The following is a 22,349-nucleotide window of genomic DNA, read 5'->3' as shown; positions in this document are numbered from 1 at the left end:
CGCGGGCATGGGGAGGCCCGGCGCGGTCCACTATACAAAGAAAAACGCCGTGGCCCATAGAGCCGCGGCGCTGGTCACGTCTTGAAACCTCGCGGCGCCCGCTTAACAGGCCGGACTCCAGCGTTCGACTGGCGCGGCCCCGGACTTCTCGATCGGAATGAAAGACGCCGTGCTACAGCAGCCGCGTACGGATCACTTGCGACAGCAGGTCGATGATCGACACCGCCACGACGATGACCAGCACGATGCAGCCGGTCTGGTCGAACTGGAAGGCGTTGATCGAGTCGAACAGGATCTGGCCGATGCCGCCCGCGCCGATGATGCCCAGCACGGTGGCCGCGCGGGCGCTCGATTCGAAGCGGTAGAGCGCATAGCTGGTCCACAGCGGCGCCACCTGAGGGATCACGCCCCAGACGATCTCCTGCAGCTTCACCGCGCCCGTGGCGCGCACGCCCTCGACCGGGGCCTTGTCGATCGACTCGACGGCCTCGGCGAACAGCTTGGCCAGCACGCCGCCGGTGTTGAACATGATCGACATCACGCCGGCGAACGGTCCCAGGCCCACGGCGGTGATGAAGATCAGGGCCACGACCAGGTCGGGGATCGAGCGGATCAGGTCCAGCAGGCGACGAACCGGCTGCTGGATCCAGACCGGGGCGATGTTGCGCGCGCCCAGGAGGCCCAGCGGGATGGCCGCGACGATCGCCAGGGCCGTGCCCCACAGCGCCATCTGGATGGTCTGCCACATCTTGCCGATGAACAGGCCCCACTCCATCGACATGAAGAGCTTGGGATCGGTGAACGGCTTGAAGAACAACTTGGCGAAGGCGCTGGTCCGCTCGGTGTCGGTGAACAGCTGCGGGAACTTGTCGATCTCGGCCGGCCTGAAGCTGACGATCAGAAGCAGGATCACCCCGCCCCATAGCAGGGTGTCGAAGGCCAGGGCCGAGGCCGAGCGCTTGGGCGGCGCCGGGATGCCCCCATCACTTTTGACGGCGTCGCTCATCGAGGACCTCAGTTGGCCGGCGTCGCGGCGACGCCCGCCTTGCCCTCGGCCGCGACGCGTTCGGCCTTGACGCCCTCCAGCGTCTTCTGGGCCGCGGCGATCTTGGCCTGGTCGCCCGACTCGCGGGCCAGGCCCAGCTGCTCGGTGGCTTCCATTTCGCGCACCACCAGCAGGTGGGTGTCGTCAGCCGGCTTGAACCCGCCGATCGACAGCTTCTTCAGATAGCCGCGCTGCTGCTGGGCCGCCGGCGTGTCGCCCTGGGCGTAGGTCAGGAAGAACTGGCGCAGCTTTTCCTTCACGACCGGGTCGAGATCCTTGCGCCAGACGATCGGGTCTTCCGGCAGGGTCGGCGATTCCCAGATCACGCGGATCCGGTCGGTGACGCCCTCGCCGCGCGCCTTGGACAGATTGATGGCGGTCGAGTTGTTGGTCGCCGCGTCCAGCTTGCCGTTGGCCACCGCGAACAGGTTGGCCTGGTGGTTGGCGCTGAGCACGGTCTTGAAGCACTCCTCGGGCTTCTTGTTGGCCGGAATGAACACATAGGTCATCGGCGCCAGGGTGCCCGAGGTCGACTTCTTGTCGCCGATGCCGAAGTTCAGCGACTTGTCGCACTTCAGCAGGTCCTGGATCGTCTGGATCTTGCTGGCGGCCGGGACGATGATCACCGACTTGTAGCCGTCGGTGCCCGATGGATCGAACGTGCGGGCGAAGACCTCGCCGTTCGAGCGGCGCACGGCTTCCAGGCCCGACTGGTTCGAGAACCAGCCCACATCCGTCTGCTTGGCGCCCATGGCCACGATCAGCGACGAGTAGTTGGACGAGAAGAACGGCTTCACCTTGAGGCCGGTCTGCTTCTCCATGTCGGCCAGGATCGGCTTCCAGTAGCCTTCCATGTTCTGGGCGGACTCGGTCGACAGGATCGAGAAGGTGATCGTGTCCTTGGCGGCCGGAGTGTCGGACTTCTGGCCGCACGAGGCCAGGGCCAGGGCCGAGAAACCGGCGGCGATCACGAGAGCCGAGCGGCGGCTGATCATTGGGGAGCTCCTTCCCAGAATACGTCCTCGAATTCCGGGCCGTAGATATCGATGAGTTTTTCACGCTTCAGGCCGGAGGCCGGGCCGTCATAGACCTTCTGGCCGGCCTTCAGGGCCACGACCCGGTCGCAGTAGCGCAGGGCGTAGTCCACCTGGTGCAGGGTGACGACAACGGTCAGGCCGTCGCTTTGATTGAGATCACGCAGGATCTCCATGACCTTGCGCGCCGAGACGGGATCCAGCGAGGCGACCGGCTCGTCGGCGAGAATGATCTTGGCCTTCTGGACCAGCGCCCGGGCGATCGCGCCGCGCTGCTGCTGGCCGCCGGACAGGGTGTTGGCGCGCTGACCGGCGTAGTCGGCCACGCCGACGCGGGCCAGGGCCGCCATGGCCGCCTCGCGCGTCTCCTTCGGCCACTGGCCGAACAGGCCCCGAATGAACGGGATCCGGCCCAGCGAGCCCAGCGCAACGTTGCTGAACAGCGACAGGCGGCCGACCAGGTTGAACTGCTGGGCGATGAAGCCGATGCGGATGCGCGCCTTGCGCACCTCGCCCGACACGCGGCCCTTGGCCTGCACGGGACCGCCGAAAGCCTCGATCTGGCCCCCCTCTTCGCCTTCTCTAGGGGCATCGATGGTCTGAAGGCCGTCGATGGAGCGAAGGAGCGTGGATTTCCCCGAGCCCGAAGGCCCGATAAGCGCGATCATCTCGCCCCGATTGACGTCGAGGGAGACGGCGTCCAGCGCGCGGCGAGACCCGAAGGTCTTGGAGGCGGCGCGGATCGAGAGAACAGGGTCCGACGTCATGGTCGGGGCGAATCCTTAACGTGGTTTCGGTGCTTGGGAAATGCGTTCTCCGGTTTGGGGCAGGTAAGCAATGGATTTGTGACGGCCCGTGGATCAATCCGTCCCGAAACGGGGCCGCAAAAGGGACTTTACATCCCCGACCATTGCCCCTATTTCGCTCGCTCCGGCGGACCCGAAGTCCTCATAAGCGCTGCTAACGCCGGCCTGGGTTTAACTTCTGCAGGGGTCTACGTGAATTGCACACGTACCATACTCCCCTGGACCTGGTCCGTGAGCGGTCACCGGAACGTCCTGTCGCACTCGTGCGACCGAACGCGGTGTCGGTAGCGGCGCGCTGGTTCCAGTCCGAATTTAAAGGCGACGTCTTTTACGCGGTGAAGGCCAATCCTTCGCCGTGGGTGATCCGCGAGCTGGCTCAGTCCGGCGTGCGGTCGTTTGACGTCGCATCGCTGAACGAGATCGAACTCGTGGCCAACGAGGCCCCGGGCTCGCGCATGGCCTTCATGCATCCGGTCAAGAGCCGGGTGGCCATCTCGGCCGCCTATTTCGACCATGGCGTGAAGACCTTCTCGTTCGACACCCACGAAGAGCTGGCCAAGATCCTGGACGCCACCGGCCAGGCCAAGGACCTCAACCTGATCGTCCGCATGGGCGTGCAGGCCGAGGGCGCGGCCTACAGCCTGTCGGGCAAGTTCGGCGTCGAGCCGCACAACGCCCCGGGCCTGCTGCTGGCCGCGCGCCGCGCCACCCAGGACCTGATGGGCCTCAGCTTCCACGTCGGCAGCCAGTGCATGCGGCCCACCGCCTATCAGGCGTCGATGGCCCAGGCCTCGCGCGCCCTGGTCCGCGCCGGCGTGCTGGCCGATGTCGTCGATGTCGGCGGCGGCTTCCCGTCGATCTATCCAGGCATGGTCCCGCCAGATCTCTCCGAGTACCTGGCGGCCATCGACCGCGGCTTCGCCGAGATGATGGTTCACGAGAGCACCAAGCTCTGGTGCGAGCCGGGCCGCGCCCTGGTGGCCGAGGCCTCGTCGCTGCTGGTCAAGGTCGAGCTGAAGAAGGGCGACGCGCTGTATCTGAACGATGGGTCGTATGGCTCGCTGTTCGACGCCGCGCATATGAAGTGGCCCTTCCCGGTCAAGCTGTACCGCAAGAACGGCCCAAGTGGCGGCGAAGTGGTGGAAGAGGGCCTCAAGCCCTTCCGCTTCTACGGCCCGACCTGCGACAGCGTCGACTACATGCCCGGCCCGTTCTACCTGCCGGAAAGCGTCGACGAGGGCGACTATATCGAGATCGGCATGCTGGGCGCCTATGGCGTGGCCATGTCGACCCGCTTCAACGGCTTCGGCGAGACCGAGACCGCGGAGGTTCAGGACGCGCCGATGGCCTCGATGTACGGCCTGGCCAAGCGCTCGATCCCGGCGGTCCGCCAGGAGAACGAAGAGCGCAAGATCGTCCGCTTCTCGCGCCCCAAAGGCGCGGCGGGCAAGCGCAAGCGCCGTCGCTGATCTGACGTCTAAGACGGCTATCTAGTCCTTGTAATTCCCGTCTCCCCGGCGAAAGCCGGGGCCGAGGTGAAACCCAGAGCCGCTCTGGATGAATCTGGGTCCCGGCTTTCACCGGGAAAACGGGATTTGGGAGTCTGGCCATATCGGCCTAGAACCCCACCCGCCGCCGGACGTTCTTCGTCGCTGCGGCCATCCCATCGCCCCCACCGGTCGCTCCGTCCCGGTGGACGGCCAATTCCAACGACGGGCGTCCAAAGTCAGGGAAACCGAAGCGATGAACGCTCCCGTTCCGAACAATACCAAGGCCGAACTGCTGCAGAACGTCGTCGAGCACATCGACATCACGTCGTTCGACGCCCGTCCGATCATCGACTCCATGCGCAAGATGTCGTTCTCGAGCCGCGACACCGCGCGCGCCGCCGACATCTTCAACATGGCCCTGGAAGACAAGGGCTGCTCGCCCTGGCTGATCCTGGCCGGTTCGACCTCGGCCGGCGGCTGCATGCACGTCTACCGCGACATGGTGAAGAACGGCATGATCGACGCCGTGGTCGCCACCGGCGCCTCGATCGTCGACATGGACTTCTTCGAGGCCCTGGGCTTCAAGCACTATCAGGCCGCCGGCCCGGTCGACGACAACGTGCTGCGCGACAACTATATCGACCGCATCTACGACACCTATATCGACGAAGAAGAGCTGCAGAACTGCGATCACACGATCCTGGAGATCTGCAACCGCCTGGAGCCGCGCGCCTATTCCTCGCGCGAGTTCATCTGGGAGATGGGCAAGTGGCTGAGCGAAGGCAACGCCAAGAAGCCCGGCTCGCTGATCCAGACCGCCTATGAAGAAGGCGTGCCGATCTTCTGCCCGGCCTTCGTCGACAGCTCGGCGGGCTTTGGCCTGGTCAAGCACCAGAAGGAAAAGATCGCCGCCAAGCAGCCCTATCTGATGATCGACGCGGTCGCGGACTTCCGCGAACTGACCGACATCAAGATCGCGGCCGGCACCACGGGCCTGTTCATGGTCGGCGGCGGCGTGCCCAAGAACTTCGCCCAGGACACCGTCGTCTGCGCCGAGATCCTCGGCGTCGAGGCCGACATGCACAAGTACGCCATCCAGATCACGGTCGCCGACGTCCGCGACGGCGCCTGCTCGTCGTCGACGCTGAAGGAAGCCGCTTCGTGGGGCAAGGTGAACACCACCTACGAACAGATGGTCTTCGCCGAAGCCACCACGGTGGTGCCGCTGATCGCCAGCGACGCCTATCACCGCGAAGCCTGGAAGGGCCGCGAGAAGCCGCGCTGGAACAAGCTGTTCGGCAAGTAAGCTTGATCCGACTCCAGTGAAAATGCAGGGTCCCCGGAATCGCTCCGGGGGCCCTTTTTCATATGCGCGTTCTGGTCCTTGCCGCCGCCTTGCTCGTTACCGGCTGCGCCACGCTCGGCGGCGACACCGCCCCGGCGGGCCGCTACCTGGCCAAGGCCCAGTTCGACGCGCGCGACCACCTGGCCCCGCCACCCGCCAAGGGCTCGCCGGCGGCGGAAAGAGACCGCCAGATCTTCCTGGCCACCCGCAAGCTGGAAGGCACGCCGCGCTGGACGATCGCAAAGGCCGACAATGTCGAGGAACGGGTCCTGGAAGGCTATGCCTGCGCGCTGGGCTACACCCCGACCCGTGAGAGCAATCCCAAGCTGGCCGCCATGCTGCTGCGGATGAGCCACGACGTCCGCAAAGCGGTGTCGGGACCCAAGCTCAAGTATCGGCGGCCCCGTCCCTACCTGTCCGAGAACGGTCCGATCTGCGTGAAGCGCAGCCTGGGCCTGGCGATCGCCCCCGACTATCCGTCCGGCCACGCGACCTGGGGCTGGACCGTCGGCCTGCTGCTGGCCGAGGCCGCGCCCGACCGCTCGCAGGCGATCCTGGCCCGCGCCAAGGCCTTCGGCGAAAGCCGCATCGTCTGCGGCGTCCACAACGCCAGTTCGGTCGAGGCCGGGCAGGCGAACGCCGAGACCCTGTTCGCCGCGCTCTGGAGCTCGGAGGCGTTCAAGGCCGACCTCGCGGGGGTGCGGGCGGAACTGGACGCCGCCCGCGCCAAGGGCTCGCCGCCCGAACCCGCGCGCTGCACGGCCGAGGCCAACCTGCTGAGCGCGCCGCTGTACTGAGGCGCGTCACGCCGTCACGGTTGCGCGCACGCGCGCGGCCCTCTACCTGTTGGCCATGGCTCACGGCTCTCCTTGCGGACACGATCACCATAATCACGGCGTCGCCGGCGCGAGCCTCGCGGCCGAGCTCGAGGCGGCCGAGGCCCGTTGCGTGGCCGCGGAGCAGCGCCTGACCCCGCCCCGTCGCCGGGTGCTAGAACTGCTTCTGCAAGCCGGCCAGCCGGTGAAGGCCTATGACCTGATCTCGACCTTCGGGGGCGATGGCCCACCGGCCAAGCCGCCGACCGTCTACCGCGCCCTCGACTTCCTGGAGAAGCAGGGCTTCGCCCACCGGATCGAGAGCCTCAACGCCTATGTCGCCTGCCGCAAGGAGGCCGACGGCCACGCCGCCGCCTTCCTGATCTGCGACTGCTGCGGCGCGACCCGCGAGATCGAGCCCCAGGCCAGCGCCGAGATCATCGCCGCCGGGGTCACGGCCGGCTACGCCCTGACCGCCGTGACCATCGAGGCCCACGGCCTCTGCGCGGACTGCCGGAACTAGCTACGCCCAGCCCGGTTGTCTCTTGGAACCGCCAGGAGATCGTCATGGCCGACCAACCCAACACCGACGGCCGCGAGGCCAACGAAGCCGAACCGCTGGGCGACTTCACCGCGCTCGGCGGCAAGAAGGCGGTCCAGAAGACCGGCGAGGAATCGCGAAAGCGCGCCGGACCCGATGGCGGCGACGCCAAGGAAGTCGGCGACACCTTCAAGAACTCGGGCAAGCGCTGAGCTAGCCAAGCTTCGTCGAACACCGCTAGGCTCGAACGGCTGTTCAACACCGTGCGAGAGACGCCATGACGACCGTTGAGACCCTCCCCGGCGTCGAGATCTGGCGGGGAGGCGTCAACACCTGGGACTGCGACGAGATGGGGCACATGAACGTGCGCCACTACGTGGTCCGCGCCCAGGAGGGCCTGATCGGCCTGGCCGCCGAGTTGGGCATGCCCCAGGCCTTCTCGCCGCACGCCAACGCCACGCTGCTGGTCAAGGAGCACCACATCCGCTTCCTGCGCGAAGCCCACGCCGGCGCGCCGCTGACCATGCTGGGCGGGGTGATCGAGATGGGCGAGACCGAGGCCAGGCTCCTCCAGTTGCTGATCCACCCGGCCTCGGGCGAGCTGGCCGCGACCTTCCAGACCACCGTGGTCCACGCCACCCCGCGCGAAGGCCAGCCCTTCCCCTGGCCCAGGATCGCCCATCAGCGCGCCGAGGCGCTGAAGGTCACGATCCCCGAGAAGGCCCGCGCGCGCAGCATCGACCTGTCGCCGTTCGCCCCGACCGCCAGCCTGGAGCGCGCCGACGCCCTGAGCCTCACCCGGATCGGCCTGGGCGGCCTGCTGCCATCCGATTGCGACGTGTACGGAAGGATACGCGCCGAGCAGTTCATCGGCCGGGTCTCCGACGGCATCGGCGCGTTCATCCACCCGTTCCGCGACGTCGTGGTCGACCACGCCGAGCCCAAGCCCACGCGCTATGGGGGCGCGGTCCTGGAGTACCGGATCGCCTACCTGGCCTGGCCCCGGCCCGGCGACCGCGTCGAGATCCGCTCGGGCCTGATCGGCACGGACGCGCGCACCATGCGCATGGCCCACTGGATGCTGGACCCGGCGACGGGACAGCCCTGGGGCACGTCCGAAGCGGTGGCGATCACCTTCGACCTGGAGGCGCGCAAGGTGGTCCCAGTGACGGACGCGGCGCGGGCGGCGTTGAGCAAGCATGAGGTGGAGGGGTTGGCGCTGTAGGGTGGCCCGCCCTCGTCCTTCGACAAGCTCAGGATGAGGGCTAGTTCAGCGTCGCATTAGAAACCTCATCCTGAGCCTGTCGAAGGACGAGGTTTCGGCCCCTATCCCGTCGCCATGTCGAACAGCGCGTCCCGCACCACGTCCGGGCGCTCCATCGGCAGGAAGTGGCTGGTCCCCGCCACGACCTCGATCTTCACGTTCCGGCCCCGCCGCGCGAAGCCGTCGCCGGCCATGCAGGTCGAGTGCTTCTCGGCCTTGAGGATTCGCACCGGAACCTTGACCCGCCGCACCGCCCGCCACGGGTCATGGGCCTGGGCCGCGTAGTTCGAGGCTTCCCACGCCGGGGCGCAGGCCAGTTCGACCTTGCCGTCCTGGCGCTGGACGAAGCCGCCGGCGACGTAGTCGGCTAGCATGGTCTCCGGCCAGGTCTTGAAGGCCCCTCGGCCCTTGTAGCCGGCGAACACCTGCTCGCGGTCGTCGAACACCGCGCGGCGGCGCAGGGCCGACTGGACCAGCGGCATGTGCTTCCAGAGACGGCCCGAGGTCCAGGGCGCCTTGGCGTAGAGGGTGGCCAGCCACGGCATGATCACCGGGTCCAGCAGGACGAGGCCCTTGACCCGCTCCGGACGCTCGGCGGCGGCCAGCAGGCTGACCGTGCCGCCCATCGAGTGGCCGGCCAGCACCACCGGCGGGCCGTCCAGAACATCGAGCAGTCCGGTCAGGTCGTCCCGCAGGTCGCGCCAGGAGCGGCGGCCCTCGGGATTGGCGGGCAGCGTGGTGTCGCCGTGACCGCGCTGGTCGATGGCCAGGATCCGCAGGCCCGCGCCCAGCGGCGACAGCAGCACGCGATAGGTCTGGGCGTTGAAGCCGTTGGCGTGGACGAACACCACGTCGATCGGCCGGTCCTGTGGACCGAACTCCAGGGCCGCGATCTCGCCGCCGGGTACGGCCACGGAGCGCTTGCGAGGTTCGCGAAAGACGGCCGCGTCCATCGGCGTGGCTCCCTTGGAGTTACGAGCGTTAAGGTAGGCTGGCGGAGACCCCGCGTCCATGGAGCCTTGCGATATGAATAAACTCGCCACCATCGGCTACGAAACCGACACGCAGGGCGGCATGATCGCGCGGCTGAAGGCGGCCGATGTCGAGCTGGTCGTCGACGTCCGCGCCGTGGCCAGCTCGCGCAAGGCGGGCTTCTCCAAGACCCTACTGGGGAACAGCCTCAGGGACCAGGGCGTCGACTACCTTCACCTGAGGCCGCTGGGCACGCCGAAGCCCGGCCGGGAAGCGGCCCGGGCCGGACGCGTCGACGAGATGCGCCGGATCTTCAACGCCCACCTGGAGGAACCGGAGGCCGTGCTGGCCCTGGCCCAGGCGACCGAACTGGCGAAGACGAAACGGATCGCCCTGCTCTGCTACGAGGACGATCCGAACTGCTGCCACCGGCGGATCGTGGCGGAGCGCATTCGTCAGACGCTGAAATGCGAGGTCATCGACCTCTGAACTTCCCCAAAACTTGTCATCCCGGCCGCAGCGAAGCGGAGAGCCGGGACCCAGGGGGAGCCGCGACGCGCTTGGCCCCTGGGTCCCGGACAGCCTCTGCGAGGCTTCCGGGATGACAAGGATCTGGAGCGTTTCAGTCAGTGGCTACGCCTGGGTCACCTGCCACTCGCCGCGCGCGTCCTTGCAGGCGCTGTAGCGCTGGCTGGACGCGCGCTGACCGCCGCCCGACACCGAGGCGTCGATCACGCGGCAGCTGGCGACCTGCTGGCCGTACGGACGCACCAGCGATGCGGCGGCATAGCCGACGCCGTAGCCGCCGCGGCCGACCAGCACCCAGCCGCCCGTCGGGACCACGCCCAGGGCGTCGAAGCTCTCGCCCGCCGCGATCTTGCCGACCACCTTGGCCTTGGTCGACGGGCCCGCGCGCAGGTTGGCCGTGGAACTGGCGACATAGGCGCCGCCGGCGGCTTCAAAGCTGGGCAGGCTCTGGACGCCGGCCGAATAGCGCAGGTCGCGGCCGTCGATCGGCGGACCGTAGCTGGACGAGACCACCGCGATGCGGCCCGAATTGCCGGTGCGGCTGTTGGACCAGGTCTGGGCGACGCCGGTCTCCAGCGCCTTCTTGGTCGCCTGCTCGGCCAGGGCCGCGTCGGTCGACTGCATGCGGCAGCCGATATAGCCGCCCGCGGCCGCGCCGGCGGCGGCGCCGACCAGCGTGCCCAGGGTCTTGTTCTTGCCGCCGATCTTGTTGCCCAGCAGGGCGCCGGCCGCCGCGCCGATCAGGGCGCCGCCTTCCTGCTTGCCGCCCGAGCCCTCGCAGGCGAACAGGCCGCTGAGGCCGCGCGACTGGGCCAGAACCGGGACGGGGGCCGCCACCAGGCTGGACGCCGTGGCGGCGATGGCCAGGGTGGTGAACATTTTGCGGGTCGTCATGGCGAGATCCTCTTCCGTCAGGTCAGTGTTGTCGTCGTCTCCCGCCCGGTCGATAGTGTGATCAACGACACGAAACGTTTCTTCGGGAGAGAGCCAGGCATGAGTGGCCACGATCATGACGAGTATAGCTGTTTCAAGGTCGAGATCGAGGCCGGCGTCGCGCACATCCAGTTGAAGCGCCCCGAAGCCATGAACACCATGACACGGCCCTTCTGGAACGAGCTTCCCGCGATTGTAAAAGATATTGATGACAACGCGCGCGCCCGCTGCATCGTCATCTCCTCGACCGGCAAGCACTTCAGCGCCGGCATGGACCTTTCGGTGTTCACCGACGACGAGGGCGTCACCGCCGCGCGCGATGGCGACCGCTGGGTGGCCGCCGAGAGCTTCCGCCGCTTCGTGCACGTGCTGCAGGACAGTTTCAGCTGCCTGGACAGGGCCCGGATGCCGGTGATCATCGCCATCCAGGGCGGCTGCATCGGCGGGGCGGTCGATTTCGTCAGCGCCTGCGACATCCGCTACGCCAGCGCCGACGCCTTCTTCCAGATCCAGGAGATCAACATCGGCATGACCGCCGACGTCGGCACCTTCCCGCGCCTGTGCAAGCTGATCCCCGAGGGCTGGGTGCGCGAGCTGGCCTATACCGGCCGCCGCCTGCCGGCCCAGCGCGCCCGTGACATCGGCCTCGTCAACGAGGTGCTCGATACTCACGAGGAGGTCGTCGCCCACGCCCTGGCCACCGCTCGCGAGATCGCCGGCAAGTCGCCGCTCGCCGTGGCCGGCAGCAAGGTGATGATCAACTACGCCCGCGACCACTCGATCGCCGACAGCCTGGACTACATCGCCACCTGGCAGACGGGCATGTTCTCCGGCCCGCACATGGCCGAGGCCTTCACCGCCAAGGCGCAGAAGCGTGACGCGGTCTATCCGGACCTGCTGCCGCTGAAGAAGAAGATGTAGGACTACACCGTCATCCCGCGCTCTATGCGCGGGATGACGGAGCTTATCGAGCCCCTACCCCGCGTACGTAAACGTCATCGGCGTATCCGCCGCCGGCAGGCAGCTACGGTCCACCGGCCTGGTCGGGTCCTGGAAGAAGCTCCGGATCATCTTGCGCGTACAGGGGCTGGCGCGGCTGACCCCGTGGGTGGCGTTGGTGACGATGACCACCTGCGAGCCCTCGTAGCCCTTGGCGGCGGCCTTGGTCAGTTCGGGCGGGCAGCCGGGGTCGATCTCGGCGGCCAGGAACAGGGTCGGGATCGCGGTCTTGACCGGCTCCTGCTCGGCCTTGGAGATCGGGCCGACGTCGATCGCCTTGCAGACATCGTGGATGCGCTGCATCGACGCCACCATCAGGCGGGCGACCGGATCGTTCCGCGTGCCGTCAGCGACGGCGGCGCGGCTCTCGAACGGGATCTCCTCCTTGCACAGATGGGTCATGAACTGGCCCTCGCTGTAGTAGTCGCGGCTCTCGACGAAGTCGGCGACCGGCGCCACGTCGCCCTGGATGATCTTCCAAAGGTCGCGCGGCAGCACGCCGGCGGTGAAGTAGCTGGCGTCCATCAGCCAGCCGCCCAGGTCGTCGGCGGCGTAGGTCTTGCCGTTGATCGTCTGGGGGCCGGCCAGCCAGCGCTCGGCCACCACGGCCAGCCTGGCCTTCAGGTCCGGATAGCGCCTGGCGCATTCGGCCACGACCGCGCACTTGGCCATGACGATGTCGATCGAGTTGGAGACCATGGCCGGACCGCCGACGGTCCAGTCGGCCTCGGGCGGCCAGGGCGAGTCCTGGACCACCGCGCGCACGCCTTGCGGCGCATGGGCCTGGATGGCGGCCTCGATGCGCGTGCCGTACGAGCCGCCGAACAGGTCGATCTGCTTGAAGCCCAGCAGCTCGCGGAGGTCCTGGACGTCCTTGGCCACCTCGACGGCGTTGTAGCGCGCGATGTTCACGCCCTTGGCCTGGAAGGCCTTCAGGCAGGCGACAATGCCTTGCGCGTCCTGGTCGGTCGGCGGGCCGGCGTCGGTCAGGTGCGCGCCCGGGCAGTCGAGATTGGGGACGGACTGGCCGCCGCCGCGCTGGTCGATGAACACCCAGTCCTGGTCGAGCGCGACGAACTCGCGCGAGGCCTTGCTGCTCAGCAGCCGCGGCAGGCCCTTCAGGGCCGAGCCGCCCGGGCCGCCGTGCAGATAGATCACCGGCGGCAGGCCGGCCTTGGGCTCGCTGGCGTGGACGACGGCGAAGGCGACCTTGATGCGGCGGCTCCTGGCATCGCCGCGCGTCTCGTCGACGATCAGGTCGCCGCAGTCGACCTTCAGGCCGCTGGCCTTGTAGTCGCCGACGCAGGCGGTCTTCTCGACCTTGGGCGCGGCGGCGTGGGCGCTCGCGCCCAGCCAGGTCAAGGCCAGAGCGCCGGCGGCGGCGATCCAGGACAAACGCGACATGAAGGCTCCTGCGATTTTTCGTGCATCAACACCAAGGTTAATGCTCGCCGCAAGGCTTCAATGCGCGGCCGCCCGCTAGAACCTGTAGGAAACCGTCAGCACCGCCGAGGGCTGGGTCCGGTCGAAAACGATCGGGCTCTTCTTGGCGTCGCCGGTCAGCTTGGTGATCGAGCCGGTCGCGCCCAGGCTGACCCGGTCGTTCAGGCGATAGCTGGCGGTCAGCGAAGCCGAGACGTCCTTGATCCCGCCGCCGGGGCGATAGGCCGGCAGGCCCGAGGCCGTCGCCTGGCTGGCGCTGACGCCGAAATAGCTGCGCGTATAGGCGCCGTCGGCCCAGGTGGTCGAAACGCTGGGGATCACGGTCAGCCGGTCGGACGGCCGCAGCGGCATGGCCAGGGTCGCGTCGACCAGGGCGCCGTCGAGGCCGCCCGACAGCACCTTGGTCGCGCCCAGGCTGGCCATGACCCCGCCGGCCTTCACGTCGGCGGAGATCCGCGCCCCGGCGCCGCCCGACGCCCGGCCGATGCCGGCTGGAGCGTCGCGACGGCGGTAGCCTGGCACGAAGGTCACCCCGGCCCCGACATCCACCGCGTCGCCGTCGATCAGGTTGGCGCCGATCCCCCGGCGCGAACTAGCGAAGAAGCGGCCGTACTTCAGATCGATCAACGGGAACGGCAGAACGCGGTAGTCCTCGGCGCCCTGGTAAGCCGGCGCGTAGATCAACGCGCCGCCGACGATCGTCCGGTCAGGCGCGCGATCCTGGGCGCCGGCCTCGGTGGCGAGGCCGGCGGCGGTGAGCACGCAGAGCAGAGCGATGGGCGTCAGAGCGTGGGTCATACTTGCCTCCTTATTCAGAATACCATGTCCGATCGTCGACACAGGTACGACCGCAACGCGGAGACAGATGTTTAGGCGCCGCGAAAACCGGGCGGCAGCTCGGCGTCGGTCAGGTCCGCGCCGTCGAGGCGGGCGCGGGCGAAGTCGGCCTCGAGGAACCGGGCCCGAGGCGCGCTGACGCCCTTCAGATTGGCCCCGCGCAGCAGGGCGCGGGTCAGGTCGGTGCGGATGACCCGGTCCTCGGCGATCTTCAGCGGGCCGAGCTTGGCGCCGGTGAGGTCCGCGCGGGTCAGCTGGGCGTCGACCAGACGCGCGCCGCGCAGATCGGCTCCGCGCAGCTTGGCGCCCCGCAGGTCCGCCCCGGCCAGGTTCGCGCCCTGCAGATGGGCGCCGTCCAGGTCCATGCCGAAGAACACCGCCCTGGGCGCGGACAGGCCGCTCAGCCGGCGGTCCTTCAGGCGGCGCAAGGGGCGAAAGTCGACCTCGGCCAGGTTGGCCACCTTGCCTTCGCGACCGTCGGATTTGCAGAACAGCTCGTGGGCTTCCAGCACCTCGTTGAGGGGCAGGTCGTCGACATAGAAGATCGGCGGCGGGGCCCGCAGCACCTCGGTCATGTCGGCGTCGGTCAGGTCCGCGCCGCTGACGTCGACGCCCACCATGATGGCCCGGCGGAGCGAGACCTTGGACATGTCGGCATTGTGCAGGTTGGCGCCCGACAGGTCCGCGCCGTCCATGACCGCATTGGTCAGCTTGGCGCCCTGCAGGGTGACGTTCGAGAGGTCGGCGTCGGTGAAGTCGGCCTGGCGCGCGAAGGCGCCCGACATCTGCGCTCCATTGAGGTTGGCGCCCTGCAGCGTGGCGTAGTCCAGCTCGCCCGGCCGCTTGGAATGTTCCAGGATCCGCAGGCCCTTCTCGTCGTCCTGCACGGCGGTGACACCCTCGCGCAGATCGCAGCTGGACAGATTGGCCCCGCCCAGATTGGCCCCGCGCAGACAGGCCCCGCGCATGTCGCAGCGGGAAAGATCGGCGTCGCGCAGGTCGGAGTCGCGCAGGTCGGCGCCATACAGCGTGGCGCGGGTCAGCTTGGCCCGGCGCAACGAAGCCCCGCCCAGCAGCGCCCCGGTCAGGTCGGCCTCCGAGAGATCGACCCCGTCCAGCTCGTAGTTGTTCAGGTTGACGTACTGCAGCACCGCCCGGCGGCCCTTGGGCAGCCCCTTCATGTAGCGCGCATGGGCCTCCAGCACCTCGCGCACCGCGGAGGCGTGCAGGTTGCGGATCAGGCTCGGTCGTGACGACGCGGCGGCGGGCATGGGGCGAAGAGCGCTCTCTGGCGGATACGCGGGGAACTGGGAACCGGCGCCCAAACTGCCAGATCAGCTTTAAGCCATCGTTTAGAGCGCGGTAAATTGTCGCGGCGCTGCCCGGACTCTACAGCCACTTCTTCCGGCGGAACCACAGCAGCGGCGCGGCGGCGGCGAAGATCATCATGCCGATGGCCATCGGATAGCCCTCCATCCACTTCAGCTCGGGCATGTGCTCGAAGTTCATGCCGTAGATCCCGGCCACCAGGGTCGGGGGCAGGAACATCACCGAGAACACCGAGAACACCTTGAAGATCGAGTTCTGTTCGATGTTGATCAGGCCCAGGGCCGCGTCGAGCAGGAAGGTGATGTTGCTGGCCACGTAGCTGGAGTGGTCGGTGATCGACTGGACGTCGCGCTGCAGCGACTTCAGGTGATCGCGCAGCTCCTTGGAGCCTTCGAACTGGTCGGCCAGGGCCGCGAAGCTGAGCAGGCGGGCCAGGCTGACCAGGCTGTCGCGCGCCTTGGAATTGACGTTCTGGGCCCGGCCCAAACGGTTGAGGATGCTCTCGAACGCCGCGCCGCGCGGGCGGCTGAAGATGGCCCGTGACTGCACCTCGACCTCGGCGGCGGTGCGCTCGAGGATGTCGGCGGTGCGGTCGACGATGGCGTCCAGCAGGCCCAGGAAGGTCTGCAGGCCGTTGGGGCACAGGCTGGGCTGGCGCTCGGCCTGGGCGGCGAACACCGAGAAGGCCTTGGGCTCGACATAGCGGATGGTGATCAGGCGCGCGCCGGCCAGCACGAAGGTGACGGGGGCGGCGGTCGGCAGGTCGCCGTCGGCGTTGACCAGCACCGTGGCGGTCATGAACGTGCCGCCGTCCTCCTGATAGAGGCGCGAGGAGGCCTCGATCTCGGCCATCTCCTCGCGCGTGGGCAGCAAGAGGCCGATCGACTGCTCGACGGCGACTTCCTCGGCGCGGGTGGGGTCGACCAGCTCGATCCAGACGGCGTCGGCCGGCACCCGCCAGTCGGGCGACAGACCGCCGGACTCGAAGCCCGGAGCGCCGTGACGGAGGATTCTCAGCATTGTGCCGCCCTTACTGCGGGTCGGGTTTGCCCCGGCCCGCGCATAAGGTCAACGCGCTCGCGATCAGCGCGGGGCGTTCTGCTTGTTGCTCGTGTCGCTCGACGAACCACCACCAGCGGCGGCCTCGATCAGGGCGGCGATACGATCGGTCGAGTCGGCGGCCTGGCCGATGATGTCCAGCGGCGAAGAGCGAACCGAGTTGGCGACCTGGTTGGCGGCCTGCTTGGCGGCCGAGACCACGGCGTTCTGGGCCATGGCGATCTTGGCGGTGGCCATGGCGATCTTGGTCGCCTGGGCGTCCTGATAGATGAAGCCGTTGGTCGGATAGACGCTGGAGCCCAGATCGCGGATCGGGTCGTACCAGACCTTGACCTGCGACCAGTCGCCGTTGGGCGAGACGTCGACGACGGTGACGTCCTTTTCGATCTGGCCGCGATCGCCTTCGATGATCGACCAGTTGGCGTGGGTGACCTGGATGACCCGGTCGGTGAGCACCTGGCTGACGAAGGCCACGTGGCCGAGGTTCATGCGGGCGGTAGGCTTAAAGGAGAGGACCGAGCCGATCTTCGGGACCGAGCCCGTGTCGTACTTGCCGGCGGCTTGCGACCACCACGTGCGGGCGTCGCCGAAGATCTGGATACCCGACATCAGACGGGCGAACGGTACGCACTGCCAGTAGCCGTCAGCATTGGCCGCTACCGGCGCAAAGCTGATCATGGCGGCAGCGAGCAGGGAACCCAGAAGGGCCCTGGTCCGTTTCGTCATGCTGTGGGTACTCCCCCGCGTCACTGGGCTAAGGGATAACCCTGCCAGAGACTGGTGAAAAGAGTGTTTATGCCGCGCCCGCGAGCGCCAAGCGGCGCTGTTTGCGGTTCGCGGCCAGAGATTTCATCCACTCCCGGCATGGGCTTTCAATGAAATGGTAGGATATCGCCGACAGCGGGATTAGCGCCGCGACAATCAATATCCAGACCAGAAGCGGCAATTTGTCGCCATCAATATTGAAAATCTTGGTCGCCACATTGATCGCCAGGATCTTCCACGGGATGCAGATCATGTAGGTCGAGTAGCTGATCTCGCCGAGATAGACGAACACTGACTGTCCAGTAAACTCGTAACCGGTCTTGGCGACGGTCGCGAGCATGAAAATAAGCCCCCCCAGAAGCATCACGATCACCAGATCGGGTGCGGAAAACTGGATCGCCGCGAGCGTGACCATGCCCAACAAAGCGGCGCCATAGCCGCCGAGTCGGGCGGGGAATCGGTCCGAACGCCACAGCGCGTGCAGGGCGCAGCCGAAGGCAAAGCACGGCACGATGCGCAAAGCGCCCCATTCGATGGTGGCGTCGGTCAGCGGAAAGCCGGCCAGGGCCTGGAAGGCCGGATAGAGCCCGGCGATCACCGCCAGGGCGCCCAGCACGGCGACCACGGGCCGCTCGCGCAGCTTCCAGGCCGCGAAGGCGAAGGCCGGAAAGCTCAGATAGGCGAACCACTCGGCCGAGATCGACCACGAGGCGTGGTTCCAACCGGCCACCGGCGCGAAGCCCCAGGCATGGACCAGCAGCAGGTTCGCCGGCAGCGATTTCCAGGACAGGATGTTCGGATCGACGTTCAGGCCCGCCATGGTCCCGACGAACGCCATGGCCCCGACGCCGACCAGGGTGGCCAGGTGCAGCGGATAGACCCGCGCCAGCCGGTTCCAAAGGAAGTCGCCATAGCGGAACCGCCCCTCCCCGAAGCCGCGCAGATAGACGTGACACAGGATGAAGCCCGACAGGATGAAGAACGCCTCGACCCCCAGATAGCCCTTCCGCGCGATCGCCGGCGTGAAAGCGACGTCCAGCTTGGGCCAATAGTGGAACAGCACCACCCAGAAGGCGGCGAAGAACCGCAGCGCGGTCAGGGGCTTTATATTGGCGGCGTCCTGCATCGACGGCGTCCCTTAAGAGCCTGCCCTTCCGCCCCCACGGTGGAAAGATCAGCGTTACCCGCCTATCTCGCTGTGTTACATGTATGCATACGCGAAACGACGGCCTGGCCGATAACCTTAGAGAGGACCGATGAACGAACTCCTTAACCTGGTCGCCGACCCGGCCGCCTGGGCCGCGCTGGTGACCCTGGTGGTCATGGAAGTGGTTCTGGGGATCGACAACCTCGTCTTCATTTCGATCCTATCGAACAAGCTGCCGCCCGAGCACCGCACGCGGGTGCGCCGCATCGGCATCTCGCTGGCGCTGATCATGCGCCTGGTCCTGCTGTCGACCATCGCCTTCATCGTCGGCCTGACCGCGCCGGTCTTCGACCTGGGCATCAACGGCCCTGTGGGCTCGCACGGCGAGCCGGGCTTCGAGACCGCCTTCTCATGGCGCGACCTGATCCTGATCGCCGGCGGCGTCTTCCTGATCTGGAAGGCGACCAAGGAGATCCACCACAGCGTCGATCCCGGCAAGAGCGACGACGTGCTGGAGAAGGACAAGGTCACGGTCGTGATCTCCAACGTCGGCGCGGCGATCTTCCAGATCATCCTGCTGGACCTGGTGTTCTCGATCGACTCGATCCTGACCGCCGTCGGCATGACCGATCACCTGCCGATCATGATCACCGCCGTGATCATCGCCGTGGCCGCCATGCTGCTGGCTGCCGACCCGCTGGGCAACTTCATCAACGACAACCCCACCGTGGTCATGCTGGCCCTGGGCTTCCTGCTGATGATCGGCACCGTGCTGATCGCCGAAGGCTTCGGCGCCCACGTGCCGAAGGGCTACATCTATACGGCCATGGCCTTCTCGGCCGGGGTCGAGGGCCTGAACATGCTGTCGCGCAAGCGCGGGGCGAAGAAGGACCACTAGGCAGCGCCGGCCCCCTACTTCCCGCCTCGGGAGCGTGATAGGTCGGCCACCCCGGCTTATCACGCTCTCAGGGCCCGATGACCTCGCAGACCTTCGTCCCCCAGGCCTTCTCTGACGCCGAGCGCCGCCTGACCCTGACGGCGCTGATGATCGTGTTCCTGCTGAGCGCGCTGGACCAGACCATCGTCTCCACGGCCATGCCGCGGATCATCTCCGAGCTGAACGGCCTTAATCTCTATTCGTGGGTGACGACGGCCTATCTGCTAACCTCGACGGTGATGGTGCCGATCTGGGGCAAGCTGGGCGACATCTTCGGCCGCAAGCCCGTGCTGATCACCGGCATCTCGATCTTCCTGGCCGGCTCGTGGCTGTCGGGCCTGGCGGGCGAGTTCGGGACCATCCTGGGCATGCCGGGCATGGTGCAGCTGATCGTGTTCCGCGCCCTGCAGGGCATCGGCGGCGGCGCGCTGTTCACCACCGCCTTCGCCATCATCGCCGACCTCTATCCGCCGCGCGAGCGGGGCAAGTTCGCTGGCGTCTTCGGCTCGGTGTTCGGTCTGGCCAGCGTGCTGGGGCCGATCATCGGCGGCTATTTCACCGACCATGGCACGGTGCAGATCGGGACCCACACGGTCGCCGGCTGGCGCTGGGTGTTCTACGTCAACCTGCCGCTGTCCCTGCTGTCGCTGTTCATGGTCATCGTGAAGATGCCCAAGCTGGAGCATCGCCGGGCCGGCAAGATCGACTTCCTGGGCGCGGCCCTGCTGATCGCCGCCTTCGTGCCGCTGCTGCTGGCGCTCAGCCTGGGCGGCCACAGCTTCGCCTGGCGCTCGCCGCGGAGCCTCTCCCTCTTCGCCCTGGCCGCCGTGTCGCTTGCCGCCTTCGTGATCGCCGAGACCAAGGTCTCCAACCCGATCCTGCCGATGCACCTGTTCCAGAACAAGGTGTTCACCACGGCCAACCTGGCCGGCTTCCTGATCTCCATGGCCTTCATGGGCGTGGTGATGTTCCTGCCGCTGTTCCTGCAACTGGGCCGGGGCGTGCCGGCCACGGTCAGCGGCATGACCATGCTGCCGCTGATGGCCGGCCTGATCGTCAGCAGCACCATCGCGGGCCAGCTGGTCAGCAAGACCGGCCAGTACAAGCCCTACATGCTGGGCGGCGCGGTCGTCCTGCTGGTCGCGGTGTTCCTGCTGCACGACCTGTCGAAAATCCACAGCCTGCCGCTGCTCTGCGTCCTGCTGGCCTTCGTGGGGCTGGGCCTTGGTCCCGGCCAGAGCCTGTTCAACATCGCCACCCAGAACGCGGTCGACCCGCGCGACATCGGCGTGGCCACCAGTTCCAACCAGTTCTTCCGCCAGATCGGCTCGACCGTCGGCGCGGCCCTGGCCGGGACGATTCTGACCGTGCGCCTGGCCGACCTCCCCGGCGGGGGCCTCGACCTCGGCAAGCTGGAAGGCATGGCGGTGAAAGCCGCCGCCAGCGGTCAGGCCGCCCACGCCGATCCGGTGTTGCAAGGCGCGCTGATCAACGCCGTCAGCGGGGTGATGGTCGCGGCGCTGTTCGTGGTCCTGGCGGGCCTGGTGACGATCCTGTTCATCCCCGCCCTGCCCCTGCGCTCGCACCAGCCGGCGTCGGGCGCGCCGACACTGGACAAGGCTGAGCCGACGAACTGACCCCCGAAGCCCGATATAGTTGTATATTGAGAAGCCACCCCTGATAGGTTGACTTCAATCGAAGCCCCGCACACTGTCTCAAGGTGTCGACGTCCTGTGCTGTGGATGACTGGCGACATCCCCCCAGCGTAGCGTCGTCGATCCTAACTGGGGGGAGAAGGCTATGGCCGACGCTAGCGTATTCGACTGGCTTCAGATCATCTGCCTGGGGGGACTGATGGGCGCTATCGGCCAGGGAGCCCGAACGGTCATCGGCTTGAAGAAGGTCAATGACGCGGCCGCTTCCAGCGCGGTCTCAGCGAGCGATCTGTTCACCGCCAGCCGGATCCTGGTCTCATTCGCGATCGGCTTCATCGCCGGCGCCGTGGCGGCGATCACGATCATCAAGTCGATAGCGAACGTCTCGCCCGAACAGCTCTTCACGATTTCGGCGGCCGGCTACGCAGGCGCGGACTTCATCGAAGGGGCGATCAGCCGCGTCAGCGGTTCGAACTCGGCCCCCAAGGGCCAGGAAAGTGTCGGGATAGGCTCAGGCGGCGCCGGCGCCGATATCTCGGCCGCCGACGGAGCGATGGGGTAGTCCGATGGTCGACAGCATCGCCATTCCGATCGACGGTGAGACCCGCACCACGGGCCTGACCAACCTGCGCGAAGGCGCCCCCAACCGTCAGGCGCCGGTGCGCCGCAAACTGGCCAGCGGCGCGACCCTGCGGGTCGAGGCCCTCGTCGCCGGCGAGTCCGTTCAGGGCAACGCCCAGTGGTATCGCGTCGACGCCACCGGCTATGTCTGGACCGGCGCCTGCGAGCCGCTGCAGTCGGTCGTCACGCCCACGGCCCAACCCGCCGCCGGTCCGGCCGCTTCGGTCGATCCGGCCCTGGCGAAGTTCAATCTAGACCCGACCTTCGCCGCCAAGCTCTCGGCCCTGCTGCAGGCCTGCCGTGACCAGGGGCTGGATTTCCGGGTCAGCCAGGGCCTGCGTCCGCCCGCCGTCCAGGCTCAGTACTACTGCTCGTGGAAAAAGCGCTCGGCCGCCGACATCGACGCCGTGATCGCCAAGCTGGAAGCCGACGGCGCGCCGTGGACCGCCGCGCTGATGCGCCAATACCGCGACACCCCGCGCATTCCGAGCTGGCGCACCAACGCCCTGCCCGGCGCCGGCTGGCACCAGTGGGGCGAAGCCGTCGACGCCTACTGCTACCGCAACGGCGTCATGGTCTCGAACGGCGGCGACCCCGCCTACGCGGCCTATGCCAAGCTGGCCGAGCAGCTAGGCCTGACGGCGGGTCTCCATTTCAGCCAGCCCGACGCGGGCCACGTGCAGCTGCGCAAGGCGGGCGCCGCCACGGCGATCTACACCTGGGCCCATATCGACGACGCGATGCAGGCCCGCTTCGGCGACAAGCCGCTGCTGGACACCTGATC

At 67.6% G+C, this 22,349-nt stretch carries 23 protein-coding genes; 12 read left to right on the top strand and 11 right to left on the bottom strand.

Annotated elements, in window-relative coordinates:
• Positions 1–172 precede the first annotated feature (172 nt).
• From phnE to phnC, 3 genes are read right to left on the bottom strand one after another with little or no spacing between them, the layout of a single operon-like run.
• Positions 173–1,006 (bottom strand): phosphonate ABC transporter, permease protein PhnE, encoded by an 834-nt coding sequence (gene phnE, locus AC1RJ9_RS05105; RefSeq protein WP_492836579.1) that lies wholly within the window; start codon positions 1,004–1,006, stop codon positions 173–175.
• A gap of 8 nt (positions 1,007–1,014) precedes the next feature.
• Positions 1,015–2,040, bottom strand: a complete 1,026-nt coding sequence (phnD, locus tag AC1RJ9_RS05100) for a phosphate/phosphite/phosphonate ABC transporter substrate-binding protein (protein ID WP_492836577.1) — start codon at positions 2,038–2,040, stop codon at positions 1,015–1,017.
• Positions 2,037–2,846, bottom strand: coding sequence for a phosphonate ABC transporter ATP-binding protein (gene phnC / locus AC1RJ9_RS05095; protein ID WP_492836575.1), 810 nt, complete (start codon positions 2,844–2,846; stop codon positions 2,037–2,039). The genes phnD and phnC overlap by 4 nt, the downstream gene beginning before the upstream one ends.
• Before the next feature lie 236 nt (positions 2,847–3,082).
• Between phnC and AC1RJ9_RS05090 the strand changes: the two genes are divergently transcribed.
• From AC1RJ9_RS05090 to AC1RJ9_RS05065, 6 genes are all read left to right on the top strand, one after another.
• Entirely contained in the window at positions 3,083–4,354 is a 1,272-nt protein-coding gene (locus AC1RJ9_RS05090) for a type III PLP-dependent enzyme (RefSeq protein ID WP_492836573.1), read from the top strand.
• A gap of 274 nt (positions 4,355–4,628) precedes the next feature.
• The gene (locus AC1RJ9_RS05085) at positions 4,629–5,681 is read left to right on the top strand and encodes a 1,9-bis(guanidino)-5-aza-nonane synthase (protein ID WP_492836571.1); all 1,053 of its coding nucleotides are present in this window, start codon (positions 4,629–4,631) and stop codon (positions 5,679–5,681) included.
• Between the two features lie 62 nt (positions 5,682–5,743).
• Positions 5,744–6,517: an acid phosphatase gene (locus AC1RJ9_RS05080; RefSeq protein ID WP_492836569.1), complete on the top strand. Its 774-nt coding sequence runs from the start codon at positions 5,744–5,746 to the stop codon at positions 6,515–6,517.
• Positions 6,518–6,572: 55 nt separating this feature from the next.
• The gene (locus tag AC1RJ9_RS05075; protein WP_492836567.1) at positions 6,573–7,058 is read left to right on the top strand and encodes a transcriptional repressor; all 486 of its coding nucleotides are present in this window, start codon (positions 6,573–6,575) and stop codon (positions 7,056–7,058) included.
• Positions 7,059–7,102: 44 nt separating this feature from the next.
• Positions 7,103–7,288: a hypothetical protein gene (locus tag AC1RJ9_RS05070; protein ID WP_492836566.1), complete on the top strand. Its 186-nt coding sequence runs from the start codon at positions 7,103–7,105 to the stop codon at positions 7,286–7,288.
• 65 nt (positions 7,289–7,353) lie between these two features.
• Positions 7,354–8,301, top strand: coding sequence for a thioesterase family protein (locus tag AC1RJ9_RS05065; protein WP_492836564.1), 948 nt, complete (start codon positions 7,354–7,356; stop codon positions 8,299–8,301).
• Between the two features lie 101 nt (positions 8,302–8,402).
• Here the strand turns inward: AC1RJ9_RS05065 and AC1RJ9_RS05060 are convergent, their stop codons facing one another.
• Entirely contained in the window at positions 8,403–9,293 is an 891-nt protein-coding gene (locus tag AC1RJ9_RS05060) for an alpha/beta fold hydrolase (RefSeq protein WP_492836562.1), read from the bottom strand.
• A gap of 73 nt (positions 9,294–9,366) precedes the next feature.
• Here AC1RJ9_RS05060 and AC1RJ9_RS05055 point away from each other — a divergent pair, with 73 nt between their 5' ends.
• On the top strand, positions 9,367–9,801 hold the full coding sequence (locus AC1RJ9_RS05055; RefSeq protein ID WP_492836560.1) for a DUF488 domain-containing protein: 435 nt from the start codon (positions 9,367–9,369) through the stop codon (positions 9,799–9,801).
• A 144-nt stretch (positions 9,802–9,945) separates the two neighbouring features.
• On the opposite strand, the gene AC1RJ9_RS05050 is transcribed toward AC1RJ9_RS05055, so the two are convergent.
• Positions 9,946–10,734 (bottom strand): SH3 domain-containing protein, encoded by a 789-nt coding sequence (locus AC1RJ9_RS05050; RefSeq protein WP_492836558.1) that lies wholly within the window; start codon positions 10,732–10,734, stop codon positions 9,946–9,948.
• Positions 10,735–10,833: 99 nt separating this feature from the next.
• Here AC1RJ9_RS05050 and AC1RJ9_RS05045 point away from each other — a divergent pair, with 99 nt between their 5' ends.
• A complete protein-coding gene (locus AC1RJ9_RS05045) occupies positions 10,834–11,694 on the top strand; it encodes a crotonase/enoyl-CoA hydratase family protein (protein WP_492836556.1) in 861 nt (286 codons plus the stop codon).
• Between the two features lie 54 nt (positions 11,695–11,748).
• Here the strand turns inward: AC1RJ9_RS05045 and AC1RJ9_RS05040 are convergent, their stop codons facing one another.
• The 6 genes from AC1RJ9_RS05040 to AC1RJ9_RS05015 all read right to left on the bottom strand — a co-directional run bounded on the left by AC1RJ9_RS05040 (position 11,749) and on the right by AC1RJ9_RS05015 (position 18,331).
• Positions 11,749–13,176: an alpha/beta hydrolase gene (locus AC1RJ9_RS05040; protein ID WP_492836554.1), complete on the bottom strand. Its 1,428-nt coding sequence runs from the start codon at positions 13,174–13,176 to the stop codon at positions 11,749–11,751.
• A 75-nt stretch (positions 13,177–13,251) separates the two neighbouring features.
• Positions 13,252–14,013, bottom strand: coding sequence for a MipA/OmpV family protein (locus AC1RJ9_RS05035; RefSeq protein ID WP_492836552.1), 762 nt, complete (start codon positions 14,011–14,013; stop codon positions 13,252–13,254).
• A 71-nt stretch (positions 14,014–14,084) separates the two neighbouring features.
• Positions 14,085–15,323, bottom strand: coding sequence for a pentapeptide repeat-containing protein (locus AC1RJ9_RS05030; protein WP_492836550.1), 1,239 nt, complete (start codon positions 15,321–15,323; stop codon positions 14,085–14,087).
• A gap of 118 nt (positions 15,324–15,441) precedes the next feature.
• Complete coding sequence (locus tag AC1RJ9_RS05025; RefSeq protein ID WP_492836548.1) at positions 15,442–16,401, bottom strand: magnesium transporter CorA family protein; 960 nt, start codon at positions 16,399–16,401, stop codon at positions 15,442–15,444.
• A 63-nt stretch (positions 16,402–16,464) separates the two neighbouring features.
• Positions 16,465–17,166, bottom strand: coding sequence for a CHAP domain-containing protein (locus tag AC1RJ9_RS05020; RefSeq protein WP_492836546.1), 702 nt, complete (start codon positions 17,164–17,166; stop codon positions 16,465–16,467).
• A gap of 67 nt (positions 17,167–17,233) precedes the next feature.
• Positions 17,234–18,331: an acyltransferase family protein gene (locus AC1RJ9_RS05015; protein WP_492836544.1), complete on the bottom strand. Its 1,098-nt coding sequence runs from the start codon at positions 18,329–18,331 to the stop codon at positions 17,234–17,236.
• 130 nt (positions 18,332–18,461) lie between these two features.
• Between AC1RJ9_RS05015 and AC1RJ9_RS05010 the strand changes: the two genes are divergently transcribed.
• The 4 genes from AC1RJ9_RS05010 to AC1RJ9_RS04995 all read left to right on the top strand — a co-directional run bounded on the left by AC1RJ9_RS05010 (position 18,462) and on the right by AC1RJ9_RS04995 (position 22,347).
• Positions 18,462–19,250 carry a TerC family protein gene (locus tag AC1RJ9_RS05010; RefSeq protein WP_492836542.1) on the top strand — a complete coding sequence of 263 codons (789 nt, stop codon included), beginning with the start codon at positions 18,462–18,464 and terminating at the stop codon, positions 19,248–19,250.
• A gap of 77 nt (positions 19,251–19,327) precedes the next feature.
• The gene (locus tag AC1RJ9_RS05005) at positions 19,328–20,926 is read left to right on the top strand and encodes an MDR family MFS transporter (RefSeq protein ID WP_492836540.1); all 1,599 of its coding nucleotides are present in this window, start codon (positions 19,328–19,330) and stop codon (positions 20,924–20,926) included.
• A gap of 163 nt (positions 20,927–21,089) precedes the next feature.
• Complete coding sequence (locus AC1RJ9_RS05000) at positions 21,090–21,506, top strand: hypothetical protein (protein ID WP_492836538.1); 417 nt, start codon at positions 21,090–21,092, stop codon at positions 21,504–21,506.
• Between the two features lie 4 nt (positions 21,507–21,510).
• Complete coding sequence (locus AC1RJ9_RS04995) at positions 21,511–22,347, top strand: M15 family metallopeptidase (RefSeq protein WP_492836536.1); 837 nt, start codon at positions 21,511–21,513, stop codon at positions 22,345–22,347.
• Positions 22,348–22,349: the final 2 nt, after the last annotated feature.

Source organism: Caulobacter sp. GW822-FHT07D08 (genome assembly GCF_058798735.1).
This window is presented reverse-complemented; position numbering and strand designations above follow the sequence as displayed.